The sequence below is a fragment of the Bacillus sp. AFS040349 genome (assembly GCF_002577655.1).
Lineage (GTDB): Bacteria > Bacillota > Bacilli > Bacillales > Bacillaceae > Metabacillus.
Map to the genome: position 1 here is coordinate 71,764 of NZ_NUMC01000045.1, position 24,998 is coordinate 96,761.

Annotated in this window: 24 protein-coding genes and 1 pseudogene; 5 read left to right on the plus strand and 20 right to left on the minus strand. The window is 36.0% G+C overall.

Annotated elements, in window-relative coordinates; genetic code table 11:
* Window positions 1-58: 58 nt before the first annotated feature.
* The 10 genes from COD11_RS10995 to COD11_RS11040 form a co-directional block, all read right to left on the minus strand.
* The gene (locus COD11_RS10995) at window positions 59-1,036 is read right to left on the minus strand and encodes an agmatinase family protein (RefSeq protein ID WP_098796967.1); all 978 of its coding nucleotides are present in this window, start codon (window positions 1,034-1,036) and stop codon (window positions 59-61) included.
* Window positions 1,033-2,295, minus strand: a complete 1,263-nt coding sequence (gene hutI / locus COD11_RS11000; RefSeq protein WP_176551046.1) for an imidazolonepropionase — start codon at window positions 2,293-2,295, stop codon at window positions 1,033-1,035. The genes COD11_RS10995 and hutI overlap by 4 nt, the downstream gene beginning before the upstream one ends.
* Entirely contained in the window at window positions 2,288-3,970 is a 1,683-nt protein-coding gene (gene hutU, locus COD11_RS11005) for a urocanate hydratase (protein WP_098796968.1), read from the minus strand. Before hutU ends, hutI begins: the two co-directional genes overlap by 8 nt.
* A complete protein-coding gene (gene hutH, locus COD11_RS11010; protein WP_098796969.1) occupies window positions 3,967-5,481 on the minus strand; it encodes a histidine ammonia-lyase in 1,515 nt (504 codons plus the stop codon). The genes hutU and hutH overlap by 4 nt, the downstream gene beginning before the upstream one ends.
* Before the next feature lie 119 nt (window positions 5,482-5,600).
* Window positions 5,601-6,044, minus strand: a complete 444-nt coding sequence (hutP, locus tag COD11_RS11015) for a histidine utilization transcription antiterminator HutP (RefSeq protein ID WP_098796970.1) — start codon at window positions 6,042-6,044, stop codon at window positions 5,601-5,603.
* Window positions 6,045-6,208: 164 nt separating this feature from the next.
* Complete coding sequence (locus tag COD11_RS11020; RefSeq protein ID WP_176551047.1) at window positions 6,209-7,186, minus strand: aromatic ring-hydroxylating dioxygenase subunit alpha; 978 nt, start codon at window positions 7,184-7,186, stop codon at window positions 6,209-6,211.
* Between the two features lie 19 nt (window positions 7,187-7,205).
* Complete coding sequence (locus COD11_RS11025) at window positions 7,206-8,342, minus strand: BMP family ABC transporter substrate-binding protein (protein WP_255301599.1); 1,137 nt, start codon at window positions 8,340-8,342, stop codon at window positions 7,206-7,208.
* Between the two features lie 72 nt (window positions 8,343-8,414).
* On the minus strand, window positions 8,415-9,344 hold the full coding sequence (locus tag COD11_RS11030; protein WP_098796971.1) for an ABC transporter permease: 930 nt from the start codon (window positions 9,342-9,344) through the stop codon (window positions 8,415-8,417).
* A 56-nt stretch (window positions 9,345-9,400) separates the two neighbouring features.
* Window positions 9,401-10,510, minus strand: coding sequence for an ABC transporter permease (locus tag COD11_RS11035; protein WP_098796972.1), 1,110 nt, complete (start codon window positions 10,508-10,510; stop codon window positions 9,401-9,403).
* On the minus strand, window positions 10,507-12,048 hold the full coding sequence (locus COD11_RS11040) for an ABC transporter ATP-binding protein (protein ID WP_369689278.1): 1,542 nt from the start codon (window positions 12,046-12,048) through the stop codon (window positions 10,507-10,509). The genes COD11_RS11035 and COD11_RS11040 overlap by 4 nt, the downstream gene beginning before the upstream one ends.
* Before the next feature lie 245 nt (window positions 12,049-12,293).
* Here COD11_RS11040 and ndk point away from each other — a divergent pair, with 245 nt between their 5' ends.
* Window positions 12,294-12,749 carry a nucleoside-diphosphate kinase gene (ndk, locus tag COD11_RS11045; protein WP_098797015.1) on the plus strand — a complete coding sequence of 152 codons (456 nt, stop codon included), beginning with the start codon at window positions 12,294-12,296 and terminating at the stop codon, window positions 12,747-12,749.
* Window positions 12,750-12,856: 107 nt separating this feature from the next.
* On the opposite strand, the gene COD11_RS11050 is transcribed toward ndk, so the two are convergent.
* Window positions 12,857-13,438: a YitT family protein gene (locus COD11_RS11050; RefSeq protein ID WP_098796973.1), complete on the minus strand. Its 582-nt coding sequence runs from the start codon at window positions 13,436-13,438 to the stop codon at window positions 12,857-12,859.
* A 294-nt stretch (window positions 13,439-13,732) separates the two neighbouring features.
* Here COD11_RS11050 and COD11_RS27995 point away from each other — a divergent pair.
* Window positions 13,733-14,065, plus strand: a pseudogene (locus COD11_RS27995) (GtrA family protein); the annotation flags it as partial.
* A 134-nt stretch (window positions 14,066-14,199) separates the two neighbouring features.
* Here the strand turns inward: COD11_RS27995 and COD11_RS11060 are convergent.
* The 3 genes from COD11_RS11060 to COD11_RS11075 form a co-directional block, all read right to left on the minus strand.
* Window positions 14,200-15,777 carry a sensor domain-containing diguanylate cyclase gene (locus COD11_RS11060; RefSeq protein WP_176551048.1) on the minus strand — a complete coding sequence of 526 codons (1,578 nt, stop codon included), beginning with the start codon at window positions 15,775-15,777 and terminating at the stop codon, window positions 14,200-14,202.
* A 387-nt stretch (window positions 15,778-16,164) separates the two neighbouring features.
* The gene (locus COD11_RS11070) at window positions 16,165-16,887 is read right to left on the minus strand and encodes a DUF2161 domain-containing phosphodiesterase (protein WP_098796976.1); all 723 of its coding nucleotides are present in this window, start codon (window positions 16,885-16,887) and stop codon (window positions 16,165-16,167) included.
* Between the two features lie 124 nt (window positions 16,888-17,011).
* Window positions 17,012-17,509, minus strand: a complete 498-nt coding sequence (locus COD11_RS11075; RefSeq protein ID WP_098796977.1) for a GNAT family N-acetyltransferase — start codon at window positions 17,507-17,509, stop codon at window positions 17,012-17,014.
* A gap of 155 nt (window positions 17,510-17,664) precedes the next feature.
* Here COD11_RS11075 and COD11_RS11080 point away from each other — a divergent pair, with 155 nt between their 5' ends.
* Window positions 17,665-18,507, plus strand: coding sequence for a hypothetical protein (locus COD11_RS11080; RefSeq protein WP_098796978.1), 843 nt, complete (start codon window positions 17,665-17,667; stop codon window positions 18,505-18,507).
* Window positions 18,508-18,628: 121 nt separating this feature from the next.
* Here the strand turns inward: COD11_RS11080 and COD11_RS26820 are convergent, their stop codons facing one another.
* From COD11_RS26820 to COD11_RS11095, 4 genes are all read right to left on the minus strand, one after another.
* Window positions 18,629-18,778: a hypothetical protein gene (locus COD11_RS26820; RefSeq protein WP_176551049.1), complete on the minus strand. Its 150-nt coding sequence runs from the start codon at window positions 18,776-18,778 to the stop codon at window positions 18,629-18,631.
* A gap of 83 nt (window positions 18,779-18,861) precedes the next feature.
* The gene (locus COD11_RS11085) at window positions 18,862-19,047 is read right to left on the minus strand and encodes an alpha/beta-type small acid-soluble spore protein (RefSeq protein WP_098796979.1); all 186 of its coding nucleotides are present in this window, start codon (window positions 19,045-19,047) and stop codon (window positions 18,862-18,864) included.
* A gap of 534 nt (window positions 19,048-19,581) precedes the next feature.
* A complete protein-coding gene (locus tag COD11_RS11090; RefSeq protein WP_098796980.1) occupies window positions 19,582-20,040 on the minus strand; it encodes a GNAT family N-acetyltransferase in 459 nt (152 codons plus the stop codon).
* A gap of 47 nt (window positions 20,041-20,087) precedes the next feature.
* Window positions 20,088-20,609 carry a DinB family protein gene (locus COD11_RS11095; RefSeq protein WP_098796981.1) on the minus strand — a complete coding sequence of 174 codons (522 nt, stop codon included), beginning with the start codon at window positions 20,607-20,609 and terminating at the stop codon, window positions 20,088-20,090.
* Between the two features lie 112 nt (window positions 20,610-20,721).
* Here COD11_RS11095 and COD11_RS11100 point away from each other — a divergent pair, with 112 nt between their 5' ends.
* Entirely contained in the window at window positions 20,722-21,279 is a 558-nt protein-coding gene (locus COD11_RS11100; RefSeq protein ID WP_098796982.1) for a hypothetical protein, read from the plus strand.
* 193 nt (window positions 21,280-21,472) lie between these two features.
* On the opposite strand, the gene COD11_RS11105 is transcribed toward COD11_RS11100, so the two are convergent.
* Window positions 21,473-22,114 (minus strand): DUF421 domain-containing protein, encoded by a 642-nt coding sequence (locus tag COD11_RS11105; protein WP_098796983.1) that lies wholly within the window; start codon window positions 22,112-22,114, stop codon window positions 21,473-21,475.
* Window positions 22,115-22,290: 176 nt separating this feature from the next.
* On the opposite strand from COD11_RS11105, the gene COD11_RS11110 reads away from it, so the two are divergent.
* Window positions 22,291-22,761 carry a nucleoside deaminase gene (locus COD11_RS11110; protein WP_098796984.1) on the plus strand — a complete coding sequence of 157 codons (471 nt, stop codon included), beginning with the start codon at window positions 22,291-22,293 and terminating at the stop codon, window positions 22,759-22,761.
* 288 nt (window positions 22,762-23,049) lie between these two features.
* Here COD11_RS11110 and COD11_RS11115 read toward each other — a convergent pair whose 3' ends face one another.
* Window positions 23,050-24,546: an aldehyde dehydrogenase family protein gene (locus tag COD11_RS11115; protein WP_098796985.1), complete on the minus strand. Its 1,497-nt coding sequence runs from the start codon at window positions 24,544-24,546 to the stop codon at window positions 23,050-23,052.
* Window positions 24,547-24,998: the final 452 nt, after the last annotated feature.

The following is a 24,998-nucleotide window of genomic DNA, read 5'->3' on the forward strand; positions in this document are numbered from 1 at the left end:
TATTTCTCACACATTGAAACAAAAAAAAACAGCCCATCTTTAAAATGAGCTGAACCCTCTATTTCTTATCTTGCAACAAACACCCCGTTACATACTGAAGCCATGCATAACAGCCAATTTTCACTGTTTCTTGAACAGATGAATCCTTACTTGGATCTAAACAAACAAAATCTATATGTTTTACAGATGGTTCCTTCCCAATTTCTAATAAGCTATCAAATAATTCTGATGTACTCATACCTCCCGGTGTAGAGGCTGGTACCCCAGGAGCAAAGGAAATATCAAGAACATCCATATCAACTGTAACGTAAATTCGATCAACACAATTTAATAAATGCTGAAGAGATTCTTTCACTGTTTGGAGAACACCTTTTTTTCGTGCAGCTTTTAAGGTGATGATGTTGATACTATGTTTTTTTGCATATTCAATAAGTGATCTTGAATTGAAATAACCGTGTGGACCGATATTCATTATATGCTTACCCATAACAGTATTGTCGTCAATCAATTGACGTATGGGTGTTCCATTCGCCGGGCCTAATATACGTGGATCTCGAACATCAAGATGGGTATCAAGTTGTAAGATCCCGATTGTCTCAGTTGGATACATTTCTTTGATTCCTCGAACAGCACAAGCAGTTGTCGAATGATCACCACCTATCATACATGTTCGAGAAGTTGGATAACGTTTGGTAAGGTATGCGGTTGTTTGCTGAATTCTTTGATGTGACAATGGAATATCTGTTGTATGCATGTCAATATCACCTGCATCCGCAACTTTAAAAGAAACAAGATCCACATCTTCATCAATATTATAAGTGCTAAAACTTTTCCACATTCTTCGAAATTCAGAAGGATATAAAGATGCGCCTGAAACACTTATGGATGAACGAGAAATTGGTGCACCATATACGATTAAATCTGGTGTGTCCTGAAAGCTTTGAAGTGACTCAATCCATTGACAAACTGATGTTTGGTTTTCATCACTAAAGGAATTCCATAGCCATTCTGGTGGTTTCAGCCAATGCTTTTTCATCTGTCTACCACCTTCACACCCTTTTTCCACACCGATTTTACATGATTAACACCAAATAGATATTGCAATTCTTGATAGTTTTTTACCTTCCATCGTACAATATCAGCTTGCTTTCCAGCTTCTAAAGAACCAACTTTATGCTGCTGGTTAATAGCACATGCTGCATTATAGGTGGCAGCTGTTAAAGCCTCGGCAGGTGTTAACCTCATATTTATACAGGCAAGGTTCATCACAAGTGGCATGGAAGTAGTTGGTGAAGAACCCGGGTTACAATCGGTTGAGATCGCAACCGGTACACCATGATCAATCATTTTTCTCCCTTGTGCTGATTCTTCGCGAAGATAAAGAGCAGTAGCAGGTAGTAAGCAAGCAATGGTTCCTGCTTCAGCCATCTTTTCGATTCCTTGATTTGATGTTTTAAGTAAATGTTCAGCAGAGATCGCTCCTACTTCTGCAGCTAGTTCTGCACCTTTGGTATTTACAATTTCATCTGCATGTATCTTTGGTATCAAGCCATAGTGCTTTCCAGCCTCGATTATTCGTTTAGATTGCTCAAATGTGAAAACTCCTTTTTCACAAAAAACATCGATAAATTGTGCAAGATTTTTCTGTGCAATAACTGGTAACATGTCATAAATAATAAAATCGACGTACTCTTCTTCACGACCTTTAAATTCTTTTGGCACTGCATGTGCTCCCATAAAGGTTGCTACCAAATCAATGCTGTGCATTTGTTGAAGCTCTTTCATGACTTTGAGTTGCTTTAGCTCTGTTTCAAGGTTTAAGCCATATCCGCTTTTTCCTTCAATTGTTGTTACACCATGTTCCAAGAAGGAATTTAGGCGAGTTATTGTTTGTTGAATTAATTCCTTTTCCGTTGCCTCTCTCGTCATGCTAGTTGTAGCATGAATTCCTCCTCCCTCATTCATGATGTCCATGTATGTTGAGCCTTGCAGCCTCATTTCAAATTCCTGTTCCCTGCTGCCACCATAAACAACATGTGTATGAGGATCAACTAAGCCTGGTGTTACCAAGCTATTTGAGGCATCTATGATTTCAGCGGAGTCTATTACGTTTCTATAAGTATTCCCCAGTTCGTCTGTTGTACCAACTGCTTTGATAACCCCTGATTCAATCCATAAGCTACCATCTCCAATAATACCGAGCTCAGACATAGCTGTTTTTGAACGAGGTCCATCTATATTTGAAGCAAGTGTAGCCAATTGAGCAGCATGTTTGATCCAGATCGGCTTACTCACAAGAATCAACTCCCTTTTCAAGCATTGGCATTTGAATGTTATGATGTTGTGCTGTGTTCTTCGCAAGTTCGTAACCAGCATCAGCATGGCGAACAACACCCATACCTGGATCTGTTGTTAGTACACGTTGAATTTTTTGCTCGGCTTCTTTCGTACCATCCGCTACAATAACAACACCTGCATGTAAGGAATATCCCATTCCAACTCCACCACCATGATGAACAGAAACCCATGTGGCACCACCAACCGCATTAATCATGGCGTTTAAAATTGGCCAGTCTGCGACAGCATCTGAGCCATCCTTCATTGCCTCAGTTTCACGGTTTGGCGAAGCTACCGATCCTGCATCTAAATGATCGCGACCAATCACAATTGGTGCTTTTAGTTCGCCACTTGCTACCATATCGTTTAAAATCTTCCCGAAATTTGCACGTTCACCGTAGCCTAACCAGCATATCCGCGAAGGTAAGCCTTGGAATTTAATTTTTTCTCTGGCCATCTTTATCCAATTACATAAGTGCTTATTGTCACTAAATGTACGCAGTATCGCTTCATCTGTTTTATAAATATCCTCAGGATCACCTGATAATGCAACCCAACGAAATGGACCTTTTCCTTCGCAAAATTGTGGGCGAATATAAGCTGGTACGAAACCAGGGAATTTATAAGCATTTTCTACTCCTTCATCTTTAGCAACCTGACGAATATTGTTGCCATAATCAAAGGTGACCGCTCCTTTTTCCATCATTGTGAGCATCGCTTTTACATGATTCGCTATAGAAGCTTTCGAAAGCTTTACATATTCTTTTGGATTTATTTTTCGCAGCTTATCCGCCTGTTTCAGTGACATTCCTGAGGGAATATATCCGTTCAATGGATCATGAGAAGAGGTTTGATCTGTTAAAATGTCAGGAGTAAAATTGCGTTCAATCATGTTATATAAAAGATCAGATGCATTACCTAGTAAACCAATTGATAATGCTTTACCCGTTTTCTTCGCTTCTTCGGCTGCATGTATCGCTTCCTCTATTGAATAAGCTTTTACGTCCAAATATCCTGTTGTTATTCTTCGATCGATTTTTCTTTCATCAACCTCTATAGCGATACAAACTCCACCATTCATCGTAACAGCAAGAGGTTGTGCCCCACCCATTCCTCCAAGTCCAGATGTTAATGTTATCGTCCCTTTAAGAGAAGAGTGAAAATGTTGTTTTGCTAATTCAGCAAACGTTTCATATGTGCCTTGAACGATGCCTTGTGAACCGATATAAATCCAACTACCTGCCGTCATTTGGCCGTACATCATAAGTCCTTTTTGGTCGAGTTCATGAAACATATCCCAATTTGCATAGGCCGGAACAAGATTGGAATTAGCAATCAGAACACGCGGCGCATTTTCATGTGTTTTAAAAATAACAACTGGCTTTCCGGATTGAATCAGCAGTGTTTCATCATGTTCTAATGATTTTAGAGATGTGACGATTGCATCGAAACTTTCCCAATTTCGTGCAGCTTTTCCAATTCCGCCATACACAACAAGCTCCTCAGGAATTTCGGCAACATCTTGATCTAAATTATTCATTAACATACGAAGAGCAGCCTCTTGTTGCCATCCTTTTGTATTGAGATTTGTTCCTCTATATCTTTTTATTTTCTCCATATTGTTTGAATTCATCTTCTTCCCCCCGGATTCATTAGCATCGATTGTGTTCCATGTTTTAACCAATTGTGCATTGCTTCAATATCGATCGAAAAAAATCGATCATTTTTAATTGATGGAACAACCTCTCTAGCTTGTTGATAAAACTTCCTTGTTACGGTTGACATTTTTTGAATACCACGAAATTCAGCAGCTTGAATACTGCAAATTGCTTCTACCGCTAGTACTCGCCGAGTATTTGTAATAATTTGATAAGCGTGTCGTGACGCGATTGTCCCCATGCTAACGTGATCTTCTTGATTGGCTGATGAAGGAATACTATCAACACTAGCCGGATGCGCCAACGTTTTGTTTTCTGAGACTAGTGACGCAGCGGCATATTGCATAATCATTGCACCTGATTGTAGACCAGGCTCAGGGCTTAAAAAGGCAGGTAAATCATTTAGTTGAGGATTCACTAATCTTTCAATTCGACGCTCTGAGATATTGGCTAATTCAGCAATAGCTATCTTTAAAAAGTCCATAGCAAAAGCAATTGGCTGACCATGAAAGTTTCCACCAGATAATACTTTTTCACCATCAAGAAAAAGTAACGGATTATCTGTTGCTGCATTCATTTCAATTTCAAGTTTTTCTTTCACATAATTTAACGCTTGCCATGAAGCCCCATGAACTTGCGGAATACACCTGATTGAATAGGCGTCCTGTACGCGAATGTCTCCTTGTCTCGTCGTTAGTAGACTATCAGATAAATAGGATCTAATTCGGTTCGCTACGTCAATTTGCTCTTTATATCCACGAGCAAGATGAATATCCTCATCAAAAGCATCCAGAATTCCCCTTAAACCCTCTATGGTTACAGCCGAGATTAAGTCAGCTTGATAGGCTAACTTTTCTGCCTCTAGATAGGCAACTACGCCCATTGCGGTCATCGCTTGAGTGCCATTAATAAGGGCTAGCCCCTCTTTTGCTGTTAGTGTTATTGGGGGAAGTGATTCTTGCTCTAGTGCTTGAATTGCAGTTGTTTTTTGACCTTTATACAGCACATCACCTTCTCCTATTAACACGAGAGCTAGATGTGAAAGTGGAGCTAGATCACCACTTGCGCCCAAAGAGCCTTGTTGAGGAATAATAGGATGAATTTCGGCATTTACCAAATCAATTAATCTTTCAATGATAATAGGACGCACACCCGAAAAACCTTTGAGTAAGGCATTGGCACGTAAAACAAGCATTGCTCGTGAAACAACCTCTGGAAACGGATCACCAATTCCGCATGCATGTGAACGAATTAAATTGAGTTGAAGGAGCTCAACGTCTTCTTTTTCAATGAACACATCACTAAATTTCCCGAAGCCTGTAGTAATACCATAAACAACTTTTTCCTCGGAAACGATTTTTTCAACCGCTTTTCTGCTTGCCACCACACGTTTTAAGCTTTCATCCGAGAATCCAACTTTTTCTCCTTCAAATATGACTTTTAGTAAACTAGAAAAGCTTAAGCTTTCTCCATCTAGCAAGATCATTTTTACGACTCCCCTCCTGCCCTTTAGTTGATTAAAGGGTCAAAAAAAATGGGAGCTATATCAATGAAATCAAAGATTTCATGATATAGCCCCCTGCTTTTCTATTAACTATGGGCACTTTATATATGATTAATACCAAGGCCAATCGTTTCATGCTCAGAGCCTTTTACTGGAGCACCGATTGTTCCGTACAGTGCTACAGCAATCCAATCTCCTTCTTGCTCGTGATCATATGGATTGCCACGTAAAACCGCGAAAGAAAGTCCAACGGTTCGTAATACTGAACCTAACTGTATTTGACCTCGGGTTACACCATGTAAGGCTTCCATAATCGCATGATATAATGCATGTGATTCACGATAAACATCAGACTGAATAATGCCATTTTTCTTTGCCGCTGTTTCAATAGAAGCAACGACTTTATTCGCCTCCATCGATCCCACTTTTCCCAGACATCCCCTCCATTTGTCTTGTTGAAGAAACGTGAGCTGTTCGTTAGGATCTTCGGATAACAACAGCATAATTGCATTTCGTCCAATTAATCGATTTTTACTTAATGCCATAATAACAACTCTTTCTTTTCATCTAATGTCTAGTATCTAAGATTATCCTATGCATGTGTTTGTTCTTTGAGCACTATATTTTTAAGAAGGAACAAAATTAATAGAGTAAGAGGATATCGATATATGAAAAAAGAAAGGCTAACACAGCCTTCCTTCATTTATCGCTATGCAGTTCCAAATGATAGTCCTACTTCTTTTAACATTTTTCTATAGGCAATACTAACTCTATCGCTTTTTAAGTGTAGCTCAGCTTGCAGATCTAGTGGAAGTAACTCTGGTTTTTGATTTTCTACAATGATTTTGTCTTGCTCGATTAAAAGATCTTGGAAATCCACAAATACTTTTTCGCCTTCTTCTAACGCATAATTGCGTTCCATAATCATAAATGCTTTACTTTTTTCTTCATTTACTGGTGAAACGATAAGATAAAGATCAAAAAACTCTTCAGAATGATCAATTCTTTTTGTAAAGCCTGCACAAAGTGGATGGAAAACTTTATACGTGTATTTTGCATGCACACCATGCCCTCTCCCATCTGGATCTGGTTGATAAATATCGATTTCATCAGAAACTAGAACTCCATCTTGCTCATGAACCTCATAATCACCAATTTCAGGAAACTGACTGTCTCCAAGCAGTCCTTCATGAACGAACATAAGATGTGACACGTCTAGAAAATTTTCAACAACCCGCGGCCCTGCTGCATTGATTTCATAAGGTCCCATTTCAACACGTACCATTTCATCGCCCAAGTTTTCTTCACCAATAGCGGGGGGATGTTCTGGTTGACCAAGGCAAACCCATACTAACCCGGCTTCTTCAGCACAATGATAAGTTATTGCTCTTGCCTTTCTGGGTATTGCCTTTCCTTTTGGCATTGCTGGGATTTTTGTGCATGTTCCACAAGTATTATAGGTCCATCCATGATATGGACAAACGATTGTATCATTCAATACTTTTCCTAATGAAAGCGGTACTCCTCGGTGTATACATAAATCTTTAAAAGCATGCACACCTTGAGATGTACGAAATATGACGATTTTTTCACCAAGAACCTCTACAGCCTTTGGAAGCTCCGCTAACTCTTTCGATAATAGGACCGGATGCCATTGATGAAACAAAACAGGGTCTTTCACTAACATAACATGTCATCCTTTCCAATTATTCTGGAATCGTTCCTTTTACTCCTTTAACAAACCAGTTCATACTCAGAATCTCTTCAAGAGGAATTGTTTCTCCCTCGTCGAGCTTAAGTTCACCCGACTGATCATAAATCGGACCGCTAAATACCTCATATGCTTCATCAATGATTTCTTGTTTTTTTGTATTAACAGCATCTTGCACATCTTGTGGTACATTTTTGCCAAACGGAGCTAAATCAACCATTCCTTCTTTTAATCCTCCATAATAGGAATTCGTCTCCCATGTCCCATCTATTACACTTTGAACAACGTCAACATAATAAGGTCCCCAATTAAGAGTTGGATTGGTTACATAAGTCTCAGGTGCGTATTTGTTCATGTCAGAGTCATTCCCCATTCCCCAAACACCTCGTTCAGCGGCAGCTTGGATACCCGCTGGTGAGTCTTGGTAGTTTGCTAGAACGTCAACACCTTCATCTAATAATGTAACAGCTGCCTGTCTTTCGGTTGCAGGATCAAACCACGTATTACTCCAAACAACTGACACTTCAATATCAGGATTCACACTTTGTGCACCTAATGTGAAAGCATTAATTGTGTAAATAACCTCTGGTATTGGGAAGGCACCAACATAACCAATTTTATTGTTTTCTGTTAACTTTCCAGCAGCAATCCCAGCTAAATATCCAGGCTGATACCCTTTCCCTTGGTATGTACCCACGTTTTCAGAGGTTTTATAACCAGTTGCATGCATAAACACAACATCAGGGTATTTTTTAGCTACATTCACAGTTGGATCCATATACCCAAAGCTTGTTGTAAAAATGATGTTATGATCTTGAGCTAGTTCTTCAATAACACGTTCAGCATCAGGACCCTCCGGAACATTTTCTACTGTTGTCGAGGTAATTCCAAATGTTTCATCAACCATTTGTCTTCCTTTATCATGCTCAAACGTCCAACCACCATCACCAGGTACACCAATATAAACAAATGCTACTTTTGGTAATGTCTCTGTTCCTGATTCTGTTTTTGTTGCTTCTGTTTCTTCTTCTGTTGTCTCAGGTTCAGCAGGCTGTGAAGACTCCTGAGAACAAGCAACAATAATCATGAACATCATAATCAATACAAATAAGCCCATTATTTTTTTCTTCAACTCAATATCCCCCTTATTTTTAAAAGATCTACTCAATTACCGGTTACACCACCTCCTTAAGTGATGTGATCATTAAAATCGTTGCTCACGGAAATACGGAACTCCTAATGCCTTTGGTTCAATCGGAGGTTTGTTTCTGTTTTTCCAGCCAACAAACATTAAGACGACAATCGTTGCAATATAAGGAATCATCTTCAGAAAATAAGAGGGAACTGGTATTTCAAATAGTTGAATACGAAAACCAAGTGCATCAAGGCCACCGAAAAAATAGGCGCAAAATAATGCGTAGATAGGATTCCAGCGAGCAAAGATAATTAAAGCAATCGCAATCCAGCCTCTTCCAGCTGTCATTCCTTCTATCCAGTTCGGCGAATAGGCCATGATGAGATAAAATCCTGATAGTCCCATCAGCATCGAGCCGAAAATGACGTGAAAATAACGAAAACCTGTTACTGAAATTCCCATCACATCTGTAGTTGAAGGACTATCACCAACCGCTTTTAAATGAAGGCCCCATGAAGTTTTGTACATATATAAATAAAGAAAAATTGTTAACACGATACTCATCCAAATGAAAAGATCGAGGTTTGAAAACACCTTACCGATCACAGGGAGGAACTCCAGCCAACTTAACTCCACCTTTGGAACGGATACCGGTAAAGCAATTCCCGCTACAGATTTACCTAAATACGCACTGAGTCCCGTACCGAATAAAGTGATTGCTAACCCACTCACGATTTGATTAGCACCTAAACTAATACTTAAAAATGCATGAATCAGTCCGAGGAATCCTGAGGCTACTAAGCAGGCAACAAATGTTACGAGCAAGCTTTCGGTTTCAATAAAAACAATACATGACATTACCGCCCCAATTAGCATAATGCCTTCAGTACCAAGAGAAATGACACCTGCTTTTTCACTTAAAATTCCTCCTAGTACCGCAAACAGCAATGGTGTACCAGATGATATGGCTGCTGTTAAGAGCAAAATGAAAACATCCATTGTCGTGCCTCCCTTCCTTGTTTTTTCAAATAAACAAATCACGGTTATCTTGTTTCCTACTTTTTCACACGAAATTTGCTAAGCATTTCTCCGCCAATTAAGCAAAATAAAATGGCACCTTGTAGCATTAAAGATATCGAAGATGGTAGTCCAATTGTTTGAACACTATAACCACCGACTATTAATCCACCAATAAAAATCGATGAAACAATCATTGCCCATGGATTTAATCTGGCAAGCCATGCAACGATAATAGCTGTGTATCCATAGCCTGGTGAAATACCGTACATGAGCCTTCCAGCAACACCTGATACCTCAATCATTCCAGCCAAGCCTGCCATACCACCACTAATCATCATAACAAGGAGAATGTGTTTGTTAATTTTGATACCGGCGTATTTAGCTGCTGATGGGTTAGCTCCTAGTACTCTTAATTCATAGCCCCAACGCGTTTTTAAAATGAGAAATGCAAATAAAATAACCGCTATTATTGCGAACAATACTCCAATATGAAGTCGAGTATCACCTATTGTGGCAAGTAATTGTGAAGGTAAAAACATTGGAGTTCCCGGAAAATTAAAGCCTTCAGGATCTCTCCATGGTCCAAAAACAAAATAATCTAACAGTAAGAGGGCGATATAGTTTAACATTAAGGAAGTAATCAGTTCATTTACTTGAAAATAAGTACGAGGTATGGCGGTAAGTAAGCCCCATACAGCACCAGCTACTATTCCAACGAAGACCATAAGTGGGATATATATGATTCCAGGCAAGTTTGGAAAGTAAATGGTAATAGCTGTTGCCCCAATTGCTCCAAGTAAAAATTGGCCTTCTGCGCCAATATTCCAAATCGATATTCGATAAGCAATGGCCACACCGAGCCCACAAAGTAAAAGAGGGGTTGCTTTTACAAGTGTTTCACTTATACCGAAAGCAGAGCCAAATGCACCTTGCAGCATTTTTCCATAAACCGTAATGGGGTTCATCCCGTCGATTGCAATAAAAACAGCACATATAAGTAAAGCTATAAGTATTGATAATAGTGGTACAAACCAGCTGCTCGACTTTTTATGCGGGTCATATTCTAATCGAAAAGGCCATTCAACTTTCTTTTTAGAACCCTGTATTTTAACAGCTGTTTGTTCTACAGATGTTTTTTGGTTCATAAAACAGCTCCTTCCTTCCGCTCATCCAAACCAGCCATAAGTTGGCCAATATACTCTTTTTCAGCTTTTGCCCGAGGAATGACGCCGTTCACTTTTCCGTTATATAAAACTAAAATTTTATCGGACAATTTCATTACTTCATCTAAATCTTCCGATATTAGTAAAATGGCACCTCCTGAAATCTTAAGATTTAGCAACATCTGATGAACTGCTTCAGTAGCACCAACATCCAAGCCCTGTGTTGGATGTACAGCAATCATCAGTTTCGGCTCTTGGTCAATTTCTCTTGCGAATAAAAGCTTTTGCTGATTACCGCCTGAAAGCTGACGAACTGGGCTATGGAGGTCAGCTGTTTTAACATCAAATGTTTCAACTAATTGTCTTGACCATTCACTATTTTGTTTCTTTTGGAGAAGACCCCATTTTGTACGTTTAGTTGTTCGATATGTTTTTAATAGTAAGTTATCAACTATTCCTAAGCTTCCTGCTAAGCCACTTTTCATACGATCCTCAGGAATATGAGCAATTCCTTTATCTATTAAACTCTGTACGGTAGGAGAAATAAGTTGTTCTTGATTAAACATGATGGATCCGCTTTTCCACGGGATAAGTCCTGTTAACGTTTCGGCAAGTTCCTTCTGCCCATTTCCTGCAACACCAGCCACCCCCACAATTTCATGTTCATGAATCGTAAAGCTAACTTGATCAATCGAAAGCACCCCACGCTCTCCTTGAACGGAAAGATTTCGCACTTCTATAACTGGTTTTCCGATTGGCTCTGATGTAACTGTTACCCCTTTTGTACGTAATGCTCCGACCATCAATTGCGCTAACTCTTCAACTGATGTATCAGCACGATTTCGGTGAGCAATCATTTTTCCTTTTCGCATAACAGAAATTCGATCTGAAACCTCCATAACTTCTTTTAGTTTGTGAGTTGTGATAATCATCGTTTTCCCATGTTTTTTTAGGTTCTTCATCGTTTGAAATAATTGATCTGCTTCAAAAGGAGTCAAAACAGATGTAGGCTCATCGAAAATAATGATGTCAGCACCCCGGTAAAGTGTTTTTACAATCTCTACACGCTGTTGCTCTCCAACTGATAATTGCCAGATTGGAACATTTGTAGGAAACTTTAGTCCATATTGCTCTGAGATTATTTCTATTTCTTCTCTCTTTTTCTTCAACCAAGAATGTCCTCGCCATATTTGGCCCTTTTCACCAAGAATAATATTTTCAATGGGTGTTAGTGTATCGACCAAACGGAAGTTTTGATGAACCATACCAATCCCTAATTCCATTGATTCCTTTGGTGACCGAATCTGACATGTTTCACCATGTATGGCAATAGTTCCACCATCCGCTTTATAAATACCTGAAAGCATGCTCATAATGGTACTTTTCCCTGCACCATTTTCACCTAATAAGGCATGAATCTCCCCTTTTTTGACAGAAAAGTTAACAGAATCACTGGCAACTACCGGACCAAATTTTTTTACAATATCTTGCATTTCGATCGCTAGATGTGTTTGTGTCAACGATTATTCACCTCTTACTTACGGTAATATTTTTGGAATTTTCTAAATTATCCTCCACAAAAAAGGTTCAGTCTATGATTGTGTAGCATTATGTAACAAACTAAATAGCATTTTGTAAAAAACAGTTACATTGCGATTTTTTATTCATTCATGTTTAAGAAATTATGAAAATTCCAATAATGACTAGTAGATTTGCCAGAGTCAGGTGAATTTAAATACATTTAAATGAGGTGATTCTCATGCCGATGCAGAGAACTTTTATCATGGTTAAACCTGATGGTGTGAAAAGAAAATTAATTGGAGAAATTGTTAGCCGTTTTGAACAAAAAGGATTTACTCTTTTACAAGCAGAATTTATGACAATTGATCGAGAAAAAGCTGAATACCATTATGAGGAACATAATGAAAAGCCATTTTTCGGAGAGTTAGTTGATTTTATTACATCAGCACCTGTTTTTGCAATGGTTTGGGAAGGTGAAAACATCATTGAAGTTTCTCGAACGATGATAGGGAAAACAAGTCCAACAGAAGCACTGCCAGGTACAATTCGTGGAGATTTTGCTTTTTGTAAAGAAGAAAATGTAATTCATGGATCAGATTCTCTAGAGAGTGCTGAACGGGAAATAGCAAATTTCTTTGATCCATTGAAGCTACGAGATGGAAAAGCAGATTACAATCAGAATGTGAGAAAAAGTAGCTAACAGTAAAAAGAAGCCATTATTTTGACTAAATGGCTTCTTTTCTGCAGGATATCAAGTTTTTATCATATTGATTTTATAGAATAGCTTCTTCCGCTTCGGTCTAGAAATTAAACTTCCTTTATAGATTTTGATGAAACAATTGTTGTTGTTAAACCAACGAATACGATGGTAACACAAGACAAAATTAATGTTTCACTTGATATTAATAGACCTCCTAGCATAATCACAACCATATCAATAAAAAAGATTAAAATTCCAACGTTAACTCCAGATTTGTCAGATATAAATTGAGCAAGCAGATCTGTTCCACCAGTGCTAGTCCCGATACGAAGCATTAATCCAATCCCAGAGCCGACAAATATCCCTCCAATAATTGAACTTACAATTGGTGATGCATGAACAATTCCATCCAATGGTTTTAGCAAATCAATAAAAAAAGATGAAAGTAACAAGCCATGTAAACTATTATAAAAATACTTTCTATAATAGATCCATGCAACGAGAAATATTGGTGTACTAAAAACAATGATCATCAAACCTGTTTTTAAATTGAACAAATAGTGCAAAATCAAGCCAATCCCGATCATCCCACCATCCAGCACTTTATAAGGTGTTAAAAAAACATTGATTCCAATGGATAATAGAAGACTTCCTAACACAATAATACACACTATTTTTATCGTATTCATTTGATTCCCTCACAAACATTTGGACATGTATTAACTTTATGAGGGAATCTTTCATAATATCTGTTAAAAATAGTCGTATTTTTAAAAAACTGTTTTTACATCCTATCTTTTTGTGAAAATTGATAAAAAACCATTACAAAGAGAAAATTCAAACAAAAAAGAATGGTAACTAGAATTTTTGTAAATATTTATTTCTACTAACCGATATGAATAAAGAGTAATTTTAATGTTAAAGGTGATAGTATGATTCTAAATAGACTTTTTATTATTAAATTTATATAATACAGTTTTGTCGGGATTATATGTACACTCATTTATTTTCTTTCTATGTTTATATTTGTGGAATTTTTCTATCAAGAACCAGTTATCGGTGCGTCGATCTCTTTTTTCATCATGACTCTTTTTTCATACCTATTAAATAAAAAATATACATTCGGTGGAAAGTACTCCCATCAACAATTACTGCGATTCCTTGTTGTGTCCATCATTGGCTTCACATTAAATTTTGTGATTATCTTTACAGTTGTTAATGTTCTATCGTTTCATTATGCTATTGGAGAAATTGTTACAGTCCTAGTAATCCCACTCATAAATTTCACTTTAAATAATATTTGGACATTTAATTAGTGCATATGAAAAACCTGGAAGGTAAGTTGATTTCCATCCAGGTTTTTATTATATTTTCTTGCCATCTAGATGCATATTTTACACACCAGTGATACCTAATGTATATAAAACTCCTAATAAAAATATGAGATCATTTATAAGTTTTCATTCCAAATAGTCGACCTATTTTTCCCTTGTGATTTTGACACATATAAAGCTTGGTCGGCTAAGTCGAATAATTTATCCTGTTGTTTTGTGTGTGATGGAAATTCGGCTATGCCTATAGATATTGTAATAGGTTTTCCGATTGGAGAAACTGTATTTTCTATGCATATCCGAATTTTTTCCGCGATTGAATAAGCAATAGTTGATGTAACATCCGGAATTAATAGGACAAACTCTTCCCCGCCGTACCGAAACAGCAAATCGTTTTTTCTAATCATCATTTGTACATATTTCACTAAAAATTGCAGTACTTGATCTCCAGCTTGATGTCCAAACGTATCATTTACTTTTTTAAAATTATCAATATCGAAAGCGATGAGTGTAAAAGGTTTGTTGTTTGTTACCCATTCTTTCATAACCTCATCAAGCAGGCGGCGATTTGAAGTATTTGTTAGAGAATCGGTTGTTGCTTCGTAAGAAAGTTGTTGATGTTTATCTTGCATTCCTTCTATCGCCATTGTCACACTTTTTGTTAATAAATCTGCTTCTCTGTTCCAATGTGATTTCATAGGGGGAATACTCACTAATTTACCGGAAGAAATTTGGTTTACAACGTTAGAAAGATCAAAAAACGGCTTTGCTAATTTTCTGGCAATAAAAATTGAAAATACAAGCAAAATAACAAAAGGAATAAGAATATATATTAGTAATTTTTTTAGGTGATCATACAATGATTCATAGATAAAAGTAACAGGTGTTTGCTGAACAACTCCCCATCCTGTTTCTGGAACAACAGTGTATGCCGCTAACATCGTGACGCCTATTGTATTTGTGACAATTTCCTTTCCACTTTTACCTTGCATGATTTTACCGATAATAGGATTTCCTGATACATCTTCGCCAATTCGTTTTTTGTCAGGATGAAATAAAATCTTCCCTTCTGGCCCAACAACATAATAATATGAACCGTTTTCATCAATGATATCGTTGCCAAGAATCTCGTTAAGCACGTTTTGTTCCTGAAGATAAATAGATCCCCCGATCATACCTTTAAAGTGATTATTCTGATCATATAAAGGATGTGCAAGCAGGACAATTAAACGTCCAGAAGGAGCAATATATGGCTGAGATACCGTTTGTTTTTTTGAATCAACAATTTTTCTTGTCTCACCTGAACTAAGAATTTCACCTCTTAGACCTACCGAAATAGGGGCTATACTTCTAACAACACCACTTCCATCGATCCAAGATAATGAATTGAAGTATCTGCTATTATTACGTAAAAGCTCAAAGTAATTTTGAATTTCATCATCTTTAAAATCATCGTTTTCAGACAAAAAAATCGCTGTTTCTTCTAAACTCATTCTCATTGACTTAAACAACGAATCAACCGATCTACTCATCTTACTTGACTTTGAGTAATTAAGATTTAGATAGGCGTTAGTCAGAGATTCTTTTTCAGATTGATAGGAAGCTAACAATAATATGACTGTAGTCAAAATAACAGAACCAGCTACAAGTCCTGTTAATAAAGTTGAAAGTCTAACTTTTCTATTTTTAATTTTCATAATAACTCCAATACATGAAAGAAACCTGTTGTAGGTATAGTTTATTACGTTAAAGAGAGTAAATAAATAGGGGGTCATTCCTATATGGAACTTGTTCCTACTCTAACTATAAAATATATCACTTTACAAATTTTTTAAATGTGATTTTTATCACTGTAAAAACCAGCTTGAAAAAGAAAGTCAAGCTAGAACCATAAAAATCTACTCAATAAATCTTTTTCGAATCATTCTTATTTGTCGACGATGGTTTAATTCATCCTCAAAAACTTGGAACCATTTATAATAATTATTTGCGGTCAAATTATTCCAAAAAGGAGTTGTTTCATCGAGCCAATCATCACTTCTTTGTTGGAGCTGTTTAGGTGTAATAACATCTAAATTCCACCATTATTCTGATTCTTTTACTTTATCTAAATAATAATCTAGTAATTCAGGAAACTCTTTTATTTCAAGCTTTCCTTTGTCAGTTATGGTATAGATGCCTCTTTTCACTCGATGAAACCACCCATAAAAGTTTTTGGTTAAGATGGAGGATGTTTTTGTACCTGTTCCTAATTGCACTAACTTTTTTGGAGAGAGTTCACCAAATTCAATTAAATAACATGCGATTTGAATGCAATTTTCTTTGTAGGCAGTCATAATTTTCGTTCGACTGCTCCCCCCAATATTATAATCAGCACTTCTTCCATTTATCTCTTTAAGGACTGAATCTCGTTTCCATTTTTGCTGTTTACGTTGTTTACTATATGTAGTTGGATGGAAAATCATCTCCATTCTCTTTCGATTTCCAGTGAATGATACGATAATCAGACCAAGCTCCAGTCTTTTTACAAGATGACATAGATCAGACCATCGCTTCGACCGCTTATTATAGCGAGGCTTCGGAATAGCAATATACACTTGGTCCGTTAAGCGCTGCCGCTTAGTTGCTTGAATTAATAACTCAATACTTAAATTAAGCTTTAGTTCCACCACGATAAGCTCGTCATCTTTTACTGCCGCAATATCGCAATCCTTTACTTCACCATAAACGTCAAATCCTTCACGGGTAAAATAATGTTGGATTGGTTTATATAAGTCTGCTTCTTGTATTTTTTTCTTTTCAGTCATGTTGCCACCATCCAAGTGTGTTTCCAGAGTATTTCTTTATTTAAAAGTTGTATGGCTACTTTGCACTATGTAACCAATCTGTTAGTTGTTCTTTTGCATCTGCATGACATAATCCGCCGTTGTATTACAAATATAGTACCATAAGTTCTTCATCATAATAAGTTTCTTTAACTTTTAATGCCTTTTTATCAATACCAAATGTTTTGAAACCAAATGATTGATAAAGATTTTTTGCTGCTATATTACTTGATGAAACAGTTAAATAAAGTTGCTCGATTCCTTCAATAGACTTTGATTTATTAATCGCTGCTTCTACTAACTTTTGACCTATTCCCGCTTTACGGTAGCCAGTACTAACATAAACAGCGACGATATTAGCTCTGTGTTTTAGTTTATTTTTTGTTTCCGGCAACAATGTAATAACAGCAACTAATTTTTCATCAACAAATGCTCCAAATGTGAAGGAGTTTTCTACACTTAACCTCTTTTCTATAGTAGCTATAGAAAATGTAACTTCCTCCTCATAACTGGAGCTGAATGCTTCTGGATGCTCTTGTAACGCCTTTAATCTTAGACTTTTATAAACAGCTGCGTGTTTTTTACTTAATAATCTTATATCCATCTTTTTTCCTCTCTTTCAAGGAGATTCCATTTCCATTGTACCAAATCAATCGGGTATTTCGTTATTTGAGTAAAAAAACAAATAATAACAAAAGATAAAGGTAAGATATCTTTGAGGAATCAAAATATTATATTAGTCATGAGTTGGTGATACCCTTGCGTAAAGGACAACTGAATAGAAACTCTATACCATTTCTTTTATTAACAATTATTCATCTTATTATTTTTTCTCAATTACTAAAACGAAAAAGAGAATACACATGGACTCTGTTGCTATCAAATATTGGCTTTGCTTTCTTTTTTGAATACTTTGTACTGAATCTTTTTCAAGCATACACATATAAACCCTCCATCTTAAAAATAAAATATTTAGATAATATTCTTGGAGCAATTTTATCTCAAGCCTTTTATGTACCCATTACAGCAACGTTTTTAACGATCTATAAAAAGAATTGGCGGTGGAAAGTTTCCTTCATCACATACTTTTATATTGTTGAAAAATTATTTCTTCGCTTGGGAATTTATAAAACAAACTGGTGGAATCCAAAATTCACTACAGTCTTAATGCTTATGTATTTTTATATAAGCGATTATTTTTATAAACTGATTGAGAAGAGAAAAGATTGGGCTCTTAAATTGGCTCAATATTTAACAATTGTTGTAATTGATGTGACCTTTATGTTTACGATGGCTGTTAGAAGAAAATTAAAATTTGGGGTTGGGTTGCTACATACCTGGAAGGAACATTTTATCATTGCACCTCTTTACAGTTTACTACTGGGTATTTTTTCTACCTTTATCTCTTCTAAAAGTGGAATAATTTATCGCTTCTATCATCTTTTGTATTTTTTAGTAATCGATTATTTTCTTATAAAGGTTCGCTATGTGAAAATAAATTATAGTGCCTTTCTTCAGTTTGTTCCCTGGCACCTATTCGTTATTTATGTTTCACGTTTGGTTCATAAGGAGATATTTTCAAACTCCAAAGAAAGAACATAGTTGATAGTAAAAACACCCCAAAGTTAGATTCTTACTCTAACTTTTGGGGTGCAGTACATTATTCAAAAGAATAATGGGGGTTTTTATTTATAAGTTTGGTGGGGTTAGAGTTCTAGTATAGTCATTCAGTAGCCATTTGGTGTCGTCTGTTCAGCTCTTCAGTTAATTCAAGCACAACAGTTCTTAGATGTTTGTCTTTAGTTACTTTAATTGACTTTCCTAGAATGTTATATAAATGAGCAATTTCATGATCTTTTAAAACACTAAACATTAGAAACCTAAAATGGCATCTTTCATTCTTTAGTTGTAGTTATACATGATGTTTATTTCTACAAGAATGATGCCTTATTCAAATTAACCTAATTGTTGTTGCGCCATTGAAACAAGGCGTTTTGTTATTTCTCCACCAACAGATCCGTTTGCACGTGAAGTTGTTTCACCGCCAAGGTCTACACCGAATTCATTTGCGATTTCCACCTTCATTTGGTCAAGTGAATGTTCAGCTCCAGGTACGACTAAGTTATTTGAGTTATTTGCCATAATCAATTCCTCCTTTGTATAGTGTACTTGTAACATTTGTTGATAGTTTGTATATTATGCATCATTTTAAAAATTTCCTGATAAAAAATTCAAAAACCTCTTCCTGAAGGAATAGTCGAGGCATAATTTTGATTTTATATAAAAATAAATGCTAATGCTAAATACATACATTTGGAAGGACTTGCAAAAACCTGGTTAATAACTCGAGTAGAAAAAAATGGTTTGGCAAATAATAAAATAATAACCATTTTTTATCATGCGATAGGAGAGAACGCTCTATGTCACGTGAACACTTATTAGAGCAAACAGATTCTTTACATGCTAAATTAACTGACCTAATTCTTGAATACTGGAAACAGTTTGGTCATTTTGGAACTTGCTTTTATATGGCATAAGCTTGGTTTGTTGCTTTTTTATAAAGGAATGAATATTTTTCATGTTTTTCTTCTAGATGTAGGTATGGCTATTCTTGCGTATTGGTTTACTAATCTATTTGTTAAATTGAATCAAAGCGTAAAGTAACTAAACATTTTTTTATTCAATATCCAAAGTAAAGCGCACCATATCTCTGCATTGGATATTATTTTCATATATCGGTTCATCATAATGTTTGACGAAAAAATCAAAGTCAACGCCTGTTAGTCTAAATCCACATTTTTGATAAAAGGCAATTTGATCTATGCTAGAATTTCCAGTTCCAACTTCCATGACTTTAAATAATTTTTCTCTAGCTACGGAAATAGCATGCTTTATCAATAACTTTCCAACACCTTTTCCTCGGTAATCCTCTGAAACAGAAATATTCGCTAACTCCACGGAATGTGGTCTTGTTGGAAGTAGCACTAAAACTCCTATGACCATGTTCTCCTGATTTTCAGCAACAAAGCACATTCCCCGGTTAAGGTAATCTTCAATTATTGATACTGAAGGATCCGCAAGTAATAATAATTGTATTGGCGGTGTTTCTTCCTTTTTTAGGGCTCTAATTTTCATTATTTATTACTCCTTGTTATGAGAAGATACTTTTACAATTTAAAAATCTATTTCTTTAATACTCCCAAATATTCCTTCCAAGGGCCAACGTCATCATAATACCTCTTTGCCATTACTCTAACGATTTGCGAAATATGTGTAAGATCATGAACAACCCAGGTTGAAAGAAGCTCTCTTATTTTGACCACACCGAAAGCGGGATGTGTCCCTTCGATTTCTAGGTGATGATGAGGATTAATAAGTTCTTTTAATTTTTCAAGATTTGTTTCTCTTAGTTGGATAAAAGTTAATAGTTTTTCTTCAATTGTACTTTCAGGCTTAGTCAAATGTGAAAAACGATCAAATGAAGGAAAGTGCTTGTTCTTTCCATCATGTAGAATAGATTCTAATCTGGGAATCCAATTATGTAGTTCAGCTTCAATTAAATGTTCAACAATTTCAGAAGCATTCCACGTTCCTTCCCCTTCATTACAATGCAGCCATTGATCAGAAAGTCCAGATAAAAAATGCTCCAATGTCTTTGGTGTTCTCGATAATACCTCGATTGCTTCATTCAAATGAAAATTCATCATGCTACTCCTTTCTATAGGACTATTAGAATATATTTTTTTCTTGTAACAGAGAAAAGTAAAAAGTGCTAAAATAGTGTTAGATATTACCATTTCATAAAGAGAGGTATTTATGAATTATATAGGATGGATTATTATTGCATGCGAGGTTTCATTTTGGGTTGTTATATTACTAGGGTTAACGGCACGATATTTACTGAAGTTTCAAAAGGTAGGATTTTTACTGTTAGCTTCTACCCCCATAATTGACCTTTTGTTAATTATCATTACAAGCATTGATCTGTATCGCGGAGCAACAGCAACTCTTGCACATGGAATTGCTGCAGTTTATATCGGAGTTTCTCTGGCATATGGAAAAAGTATGATTAATTGGATGGACGAAAAATTTCAATTTTATATGATGAAAAAAACGTCAGCTAAGCCGATGAAACGATACGGAATTCCTTTTGCTAGGCATTATAGAAAAGGTTTTATCAAGCACGTTGTAGCATTTCTAATTGGTGTGGCAATCTTAGAAATGATGATCATCTATATCCAGGATCCTCAACGAACCGAAGCACTCAATACAATGGTAAAAGTATGGTTAATCGTTTTAGCGATTGATTTATACATGACAACAAGCTATTTTATCTGGCCCAAGAAAGAAAAAACAGCGAAGAAACTCCACTAAAAAACGGAGGTATTGCCTGGAATCGACCTATCAATGCCTCTTTTCCCCTTTATATTCCTTAAGTTAATATAATAAATCCCTAAGAAAACGGGAGGTCTACTTAGGGATTTATTATAAATAACAATACTATTATACTACATATTTTTTCAAAATTAACTAAAAAATTACATTTATTGGTGTTTTTTACGAAAAATTATTGTAAGTGCTTTGGAGGAGCTTCTTTATGTCGTTTATGTTTAACTTCAGCAAAAATGTCCTCTTTACTTTCTGGCTTTGTATTATTGTTCATTAAGCTTAAAATTTCATTTATATGAGTAAGTTGAGCATTGCTAGGAATTAAGTTAACAATTGTTTGTTTAAAATCGTCAAAATCCTTCTTTGTAACAGGCTGTGCTTCTTGTTTTAACTCATAGCCTAATTGGCCATTTGGTTCCAACGTTGCCCATTTTACATCACTGATTTTCGAAATACTATTTTGGCGAAGCATCATTTCTAGTTGATCTACAGATAATCTAAGTTTTTTAAGATTTTGCTCATTTAAATTTCCGTTATCAATGATAATTTTCGCCTTACCTGTAATAGCCTTTTCAAATTTGTCTGATTTCATTTGAAGAAGTTCCATAACTAAAAGAGTCCCAACTAGTATTCCTCCTATTAGAAATGTCGTCCAAACATTTTTACCCGCAACAGGCTGAATAAGTAGAGAACCGATACCAACCATTAATACTGTCTCAGCCAACGTCATTTGAGAAATTGTTTTTCTTCCTGCAACTCTCAACAAAACTGTTCCAACCAGAACGATGAGAATGGCTTTCCAAATAAAATCCCATTCCATGTATCACTAACCACCAATCATTATTTAGTTAATGATAATTTCCCCAGATTCTTAACCATTATCCATTTGTTTAAGCTATTCAAATAATGAGACGCACTTTGTATAGAAATTCATTTTGAAACTCCCTTAATCTAGTTTTATACTATATTATTATAAAGATTTTAGGAGGCATACATGTGATTGATCATACTTTTTATATGACTGAAGCTTTAAAAGAAGCGGAAGAAGCAGGAAAACGCGGAGATCGGCCAATTGGGGCTGTGATCGTTCATGATGGAAAAATCATTTCGCGAGGCTCCAATCGGATAAGCACATTAGAAAACGAAGTGGCACACGCTGAAATAAATGCGATCCATAGCTGTGCAGCCTATTTAAAAAAACATGCTGAAAACTGTACAATCTACACAACTGTTGAACCTTGTATGATGTGTTTAACAACTATTGTTATGGCAAATATACGCCATGTTGTGTTTGCTGTTAAGGATAACTATTTGCAAATGGAAGACTTTATAGAATCTGTTCCTTATGTCAAAAAGAGATTGTATACATATGAAAGTGGCATTTTATCTAGTGAATCTGAACGAATTATTAAAAAATACTCACCTTTTATGGCAGAAATTATTTTTAATGGGCGGAAGCCGTCTTAAATTTTGTCTTTGGTTGACTGAAATTAGATTTTATCTGCGATAATTGATATTTATCTTTGATTTTGAACGTTTTATCTTCGATTTTTGAGATTTATCTTCGATTCTGAACGTTTTATCTTCGATTTTAGAGATTTATCTTCGATTCTAAACGTTTTATCTTCGATTTTTGAGATTTATCTTCGATTTTAGACGTTTTATCTTCGATTAGACAAAAATCGACACTTTTCCTATTACCTAAAATCAAATTAAAAAGAGGTCATCTCAATGACGACCTCTTATCTTCAGCTATTAATCCATATTTACCCAAACACTTTTTACTTCTGTGTAATTTTCTAATGCATAGCTTCCCATTTCACGGCCGATACCTGATTGCTTATATCCGCCAAAAGGACTTGCTGCGTCAAATGCGTTGTAGCAGTTTACCCATACAGTTCCTGCTTTAATACGGTGTGCAATGTAGTGTGCTTTTTTAATATCTTGTGTCCAAACACCAGCTGCTAGACCATAGTTAGAGTCATTTGCTTTGTCAACAAGATCATCTAAGTCATCAAACGGCATCGCAGCAACAACTGGTCCGAAGATTTCTTCCTTTGCGATCGTCATTGAATTATTAACATCGGCGAAAATGGTAGGAGCTACGAAATAACCTTGTTCAAATGGAATATTACCTCCAGCTAGAACTTCTGCTCCTTCTTCAATTCCTTTATCAATGTATCCTTTTACACGATTTTGCTGTTGTGCTGAAATGAGAGGTCCCATTGTTGTTGCTTCTAATAATCCATTACCTTGAGAGATATCTTTTGTTAGGGATACTAAATCTGCAACAACATTATCGTATTGTTTTTTCTGTACATAAAGACGGCTACCCGCACAACATACTTGACCCTGATTAAACATAATTCCCATTAAAGAACCAGGTACAGCCTTCGAAAGATCAGCATCAGGTAAGATAATATTAGGTGATTTCCCGCCAAGCTCAAGAGTTACACGTTTTAATGATTCACTTGCCTGTCTCATAATTGCTTTACCAACAGCTGTTGAACCTGTGAAAGCTACTTTGTCTACTAACGGATGATTTACTAATGGTGAACCAGCTGTTTGACCGAAGCCTGGAACGATATTAACAACACCTTTAGGGAAGCCAGCTTCATTAATTAATTTCCCTAAATATAGTGCAGATAAAGGTGTTTGTTCTGCCGGCTTAAGGACAATTGTACATCCTGTTGCAAGCGCAGCACCAAGCTTCCAGGCAGCCATTAACAATGGGAAATTCCAAGGAATGATCTGTCCAACTACCCCAACTGCTTCATGACGTGTGTAATTGAAATAGTTTCCTTGTACAGGAATTGTTTGTCCTACAATCTTTGTAGCCCAACCTGCAAAATAACGAAAATGTTCAATTGCTAATGGAATGTCTGCGTTTGCAGTTTCGCGAATCGGTTTACCATTATCTAGTGTTTCTAACTGTGCAAGCTCTACTTTATGTTCTTCAATTAAGTCAGCTAATTTATAAATTAAACGACTTCTTTCAGCAGTTCCCATCTTCGACCATGGACCATTGTCAAATGCTTCTCTAGCAGCTTTCACAGCTAAATCAATGTCCTCTTCCCCTGCTTCAGAAACAGATGCTAGTTTCTCACCAGTTGCCGGGTTTAATGTATCAAATGTTTTACCACTTACTGCCTCTACCCATTCTCCATTAATAAAAAGCTTTTTGTCCCCATTTAAAAATTCAACTAATCTAGGGCTCAATTCTAGTTCTTTTGTTCCTACGTTTTGTACCATTAAAATCTCCTCCTAAAATATTAAAATATAAGTTGGATAGCTAAAAGAATTTATGTAAGACAAATTGATGTATCAAAAATTGTTGGTGATCGTGCCACCGTTATCAAATATATTAATCTTTAGATCGTGTTAGAACGCAGAATGAAAACTATTTCTATTATTTTATTTCTATCATTAAACAACTCCTCTCAAATTGATTCGTTAATAAATAAGCAAGAATTGTGCCAAATAATAAACGCTTACAATTGAAGGAGATTCTAAAACACCATGATAATAGAGCCGAAAAATCGGCTTTTTTCTGCCGTTTTTTTGTTACAGTGCCGAATTTGCGTAGAAAATGCTAGATTTGGTTACTCTTTTCTTAAAAACTGATGCTGGATAAAGCACTCTATCACGCAAAGAGAACAAGCAGAAATTTCAATAGAAAATAAAAAGGACATCTTCTTTTATTA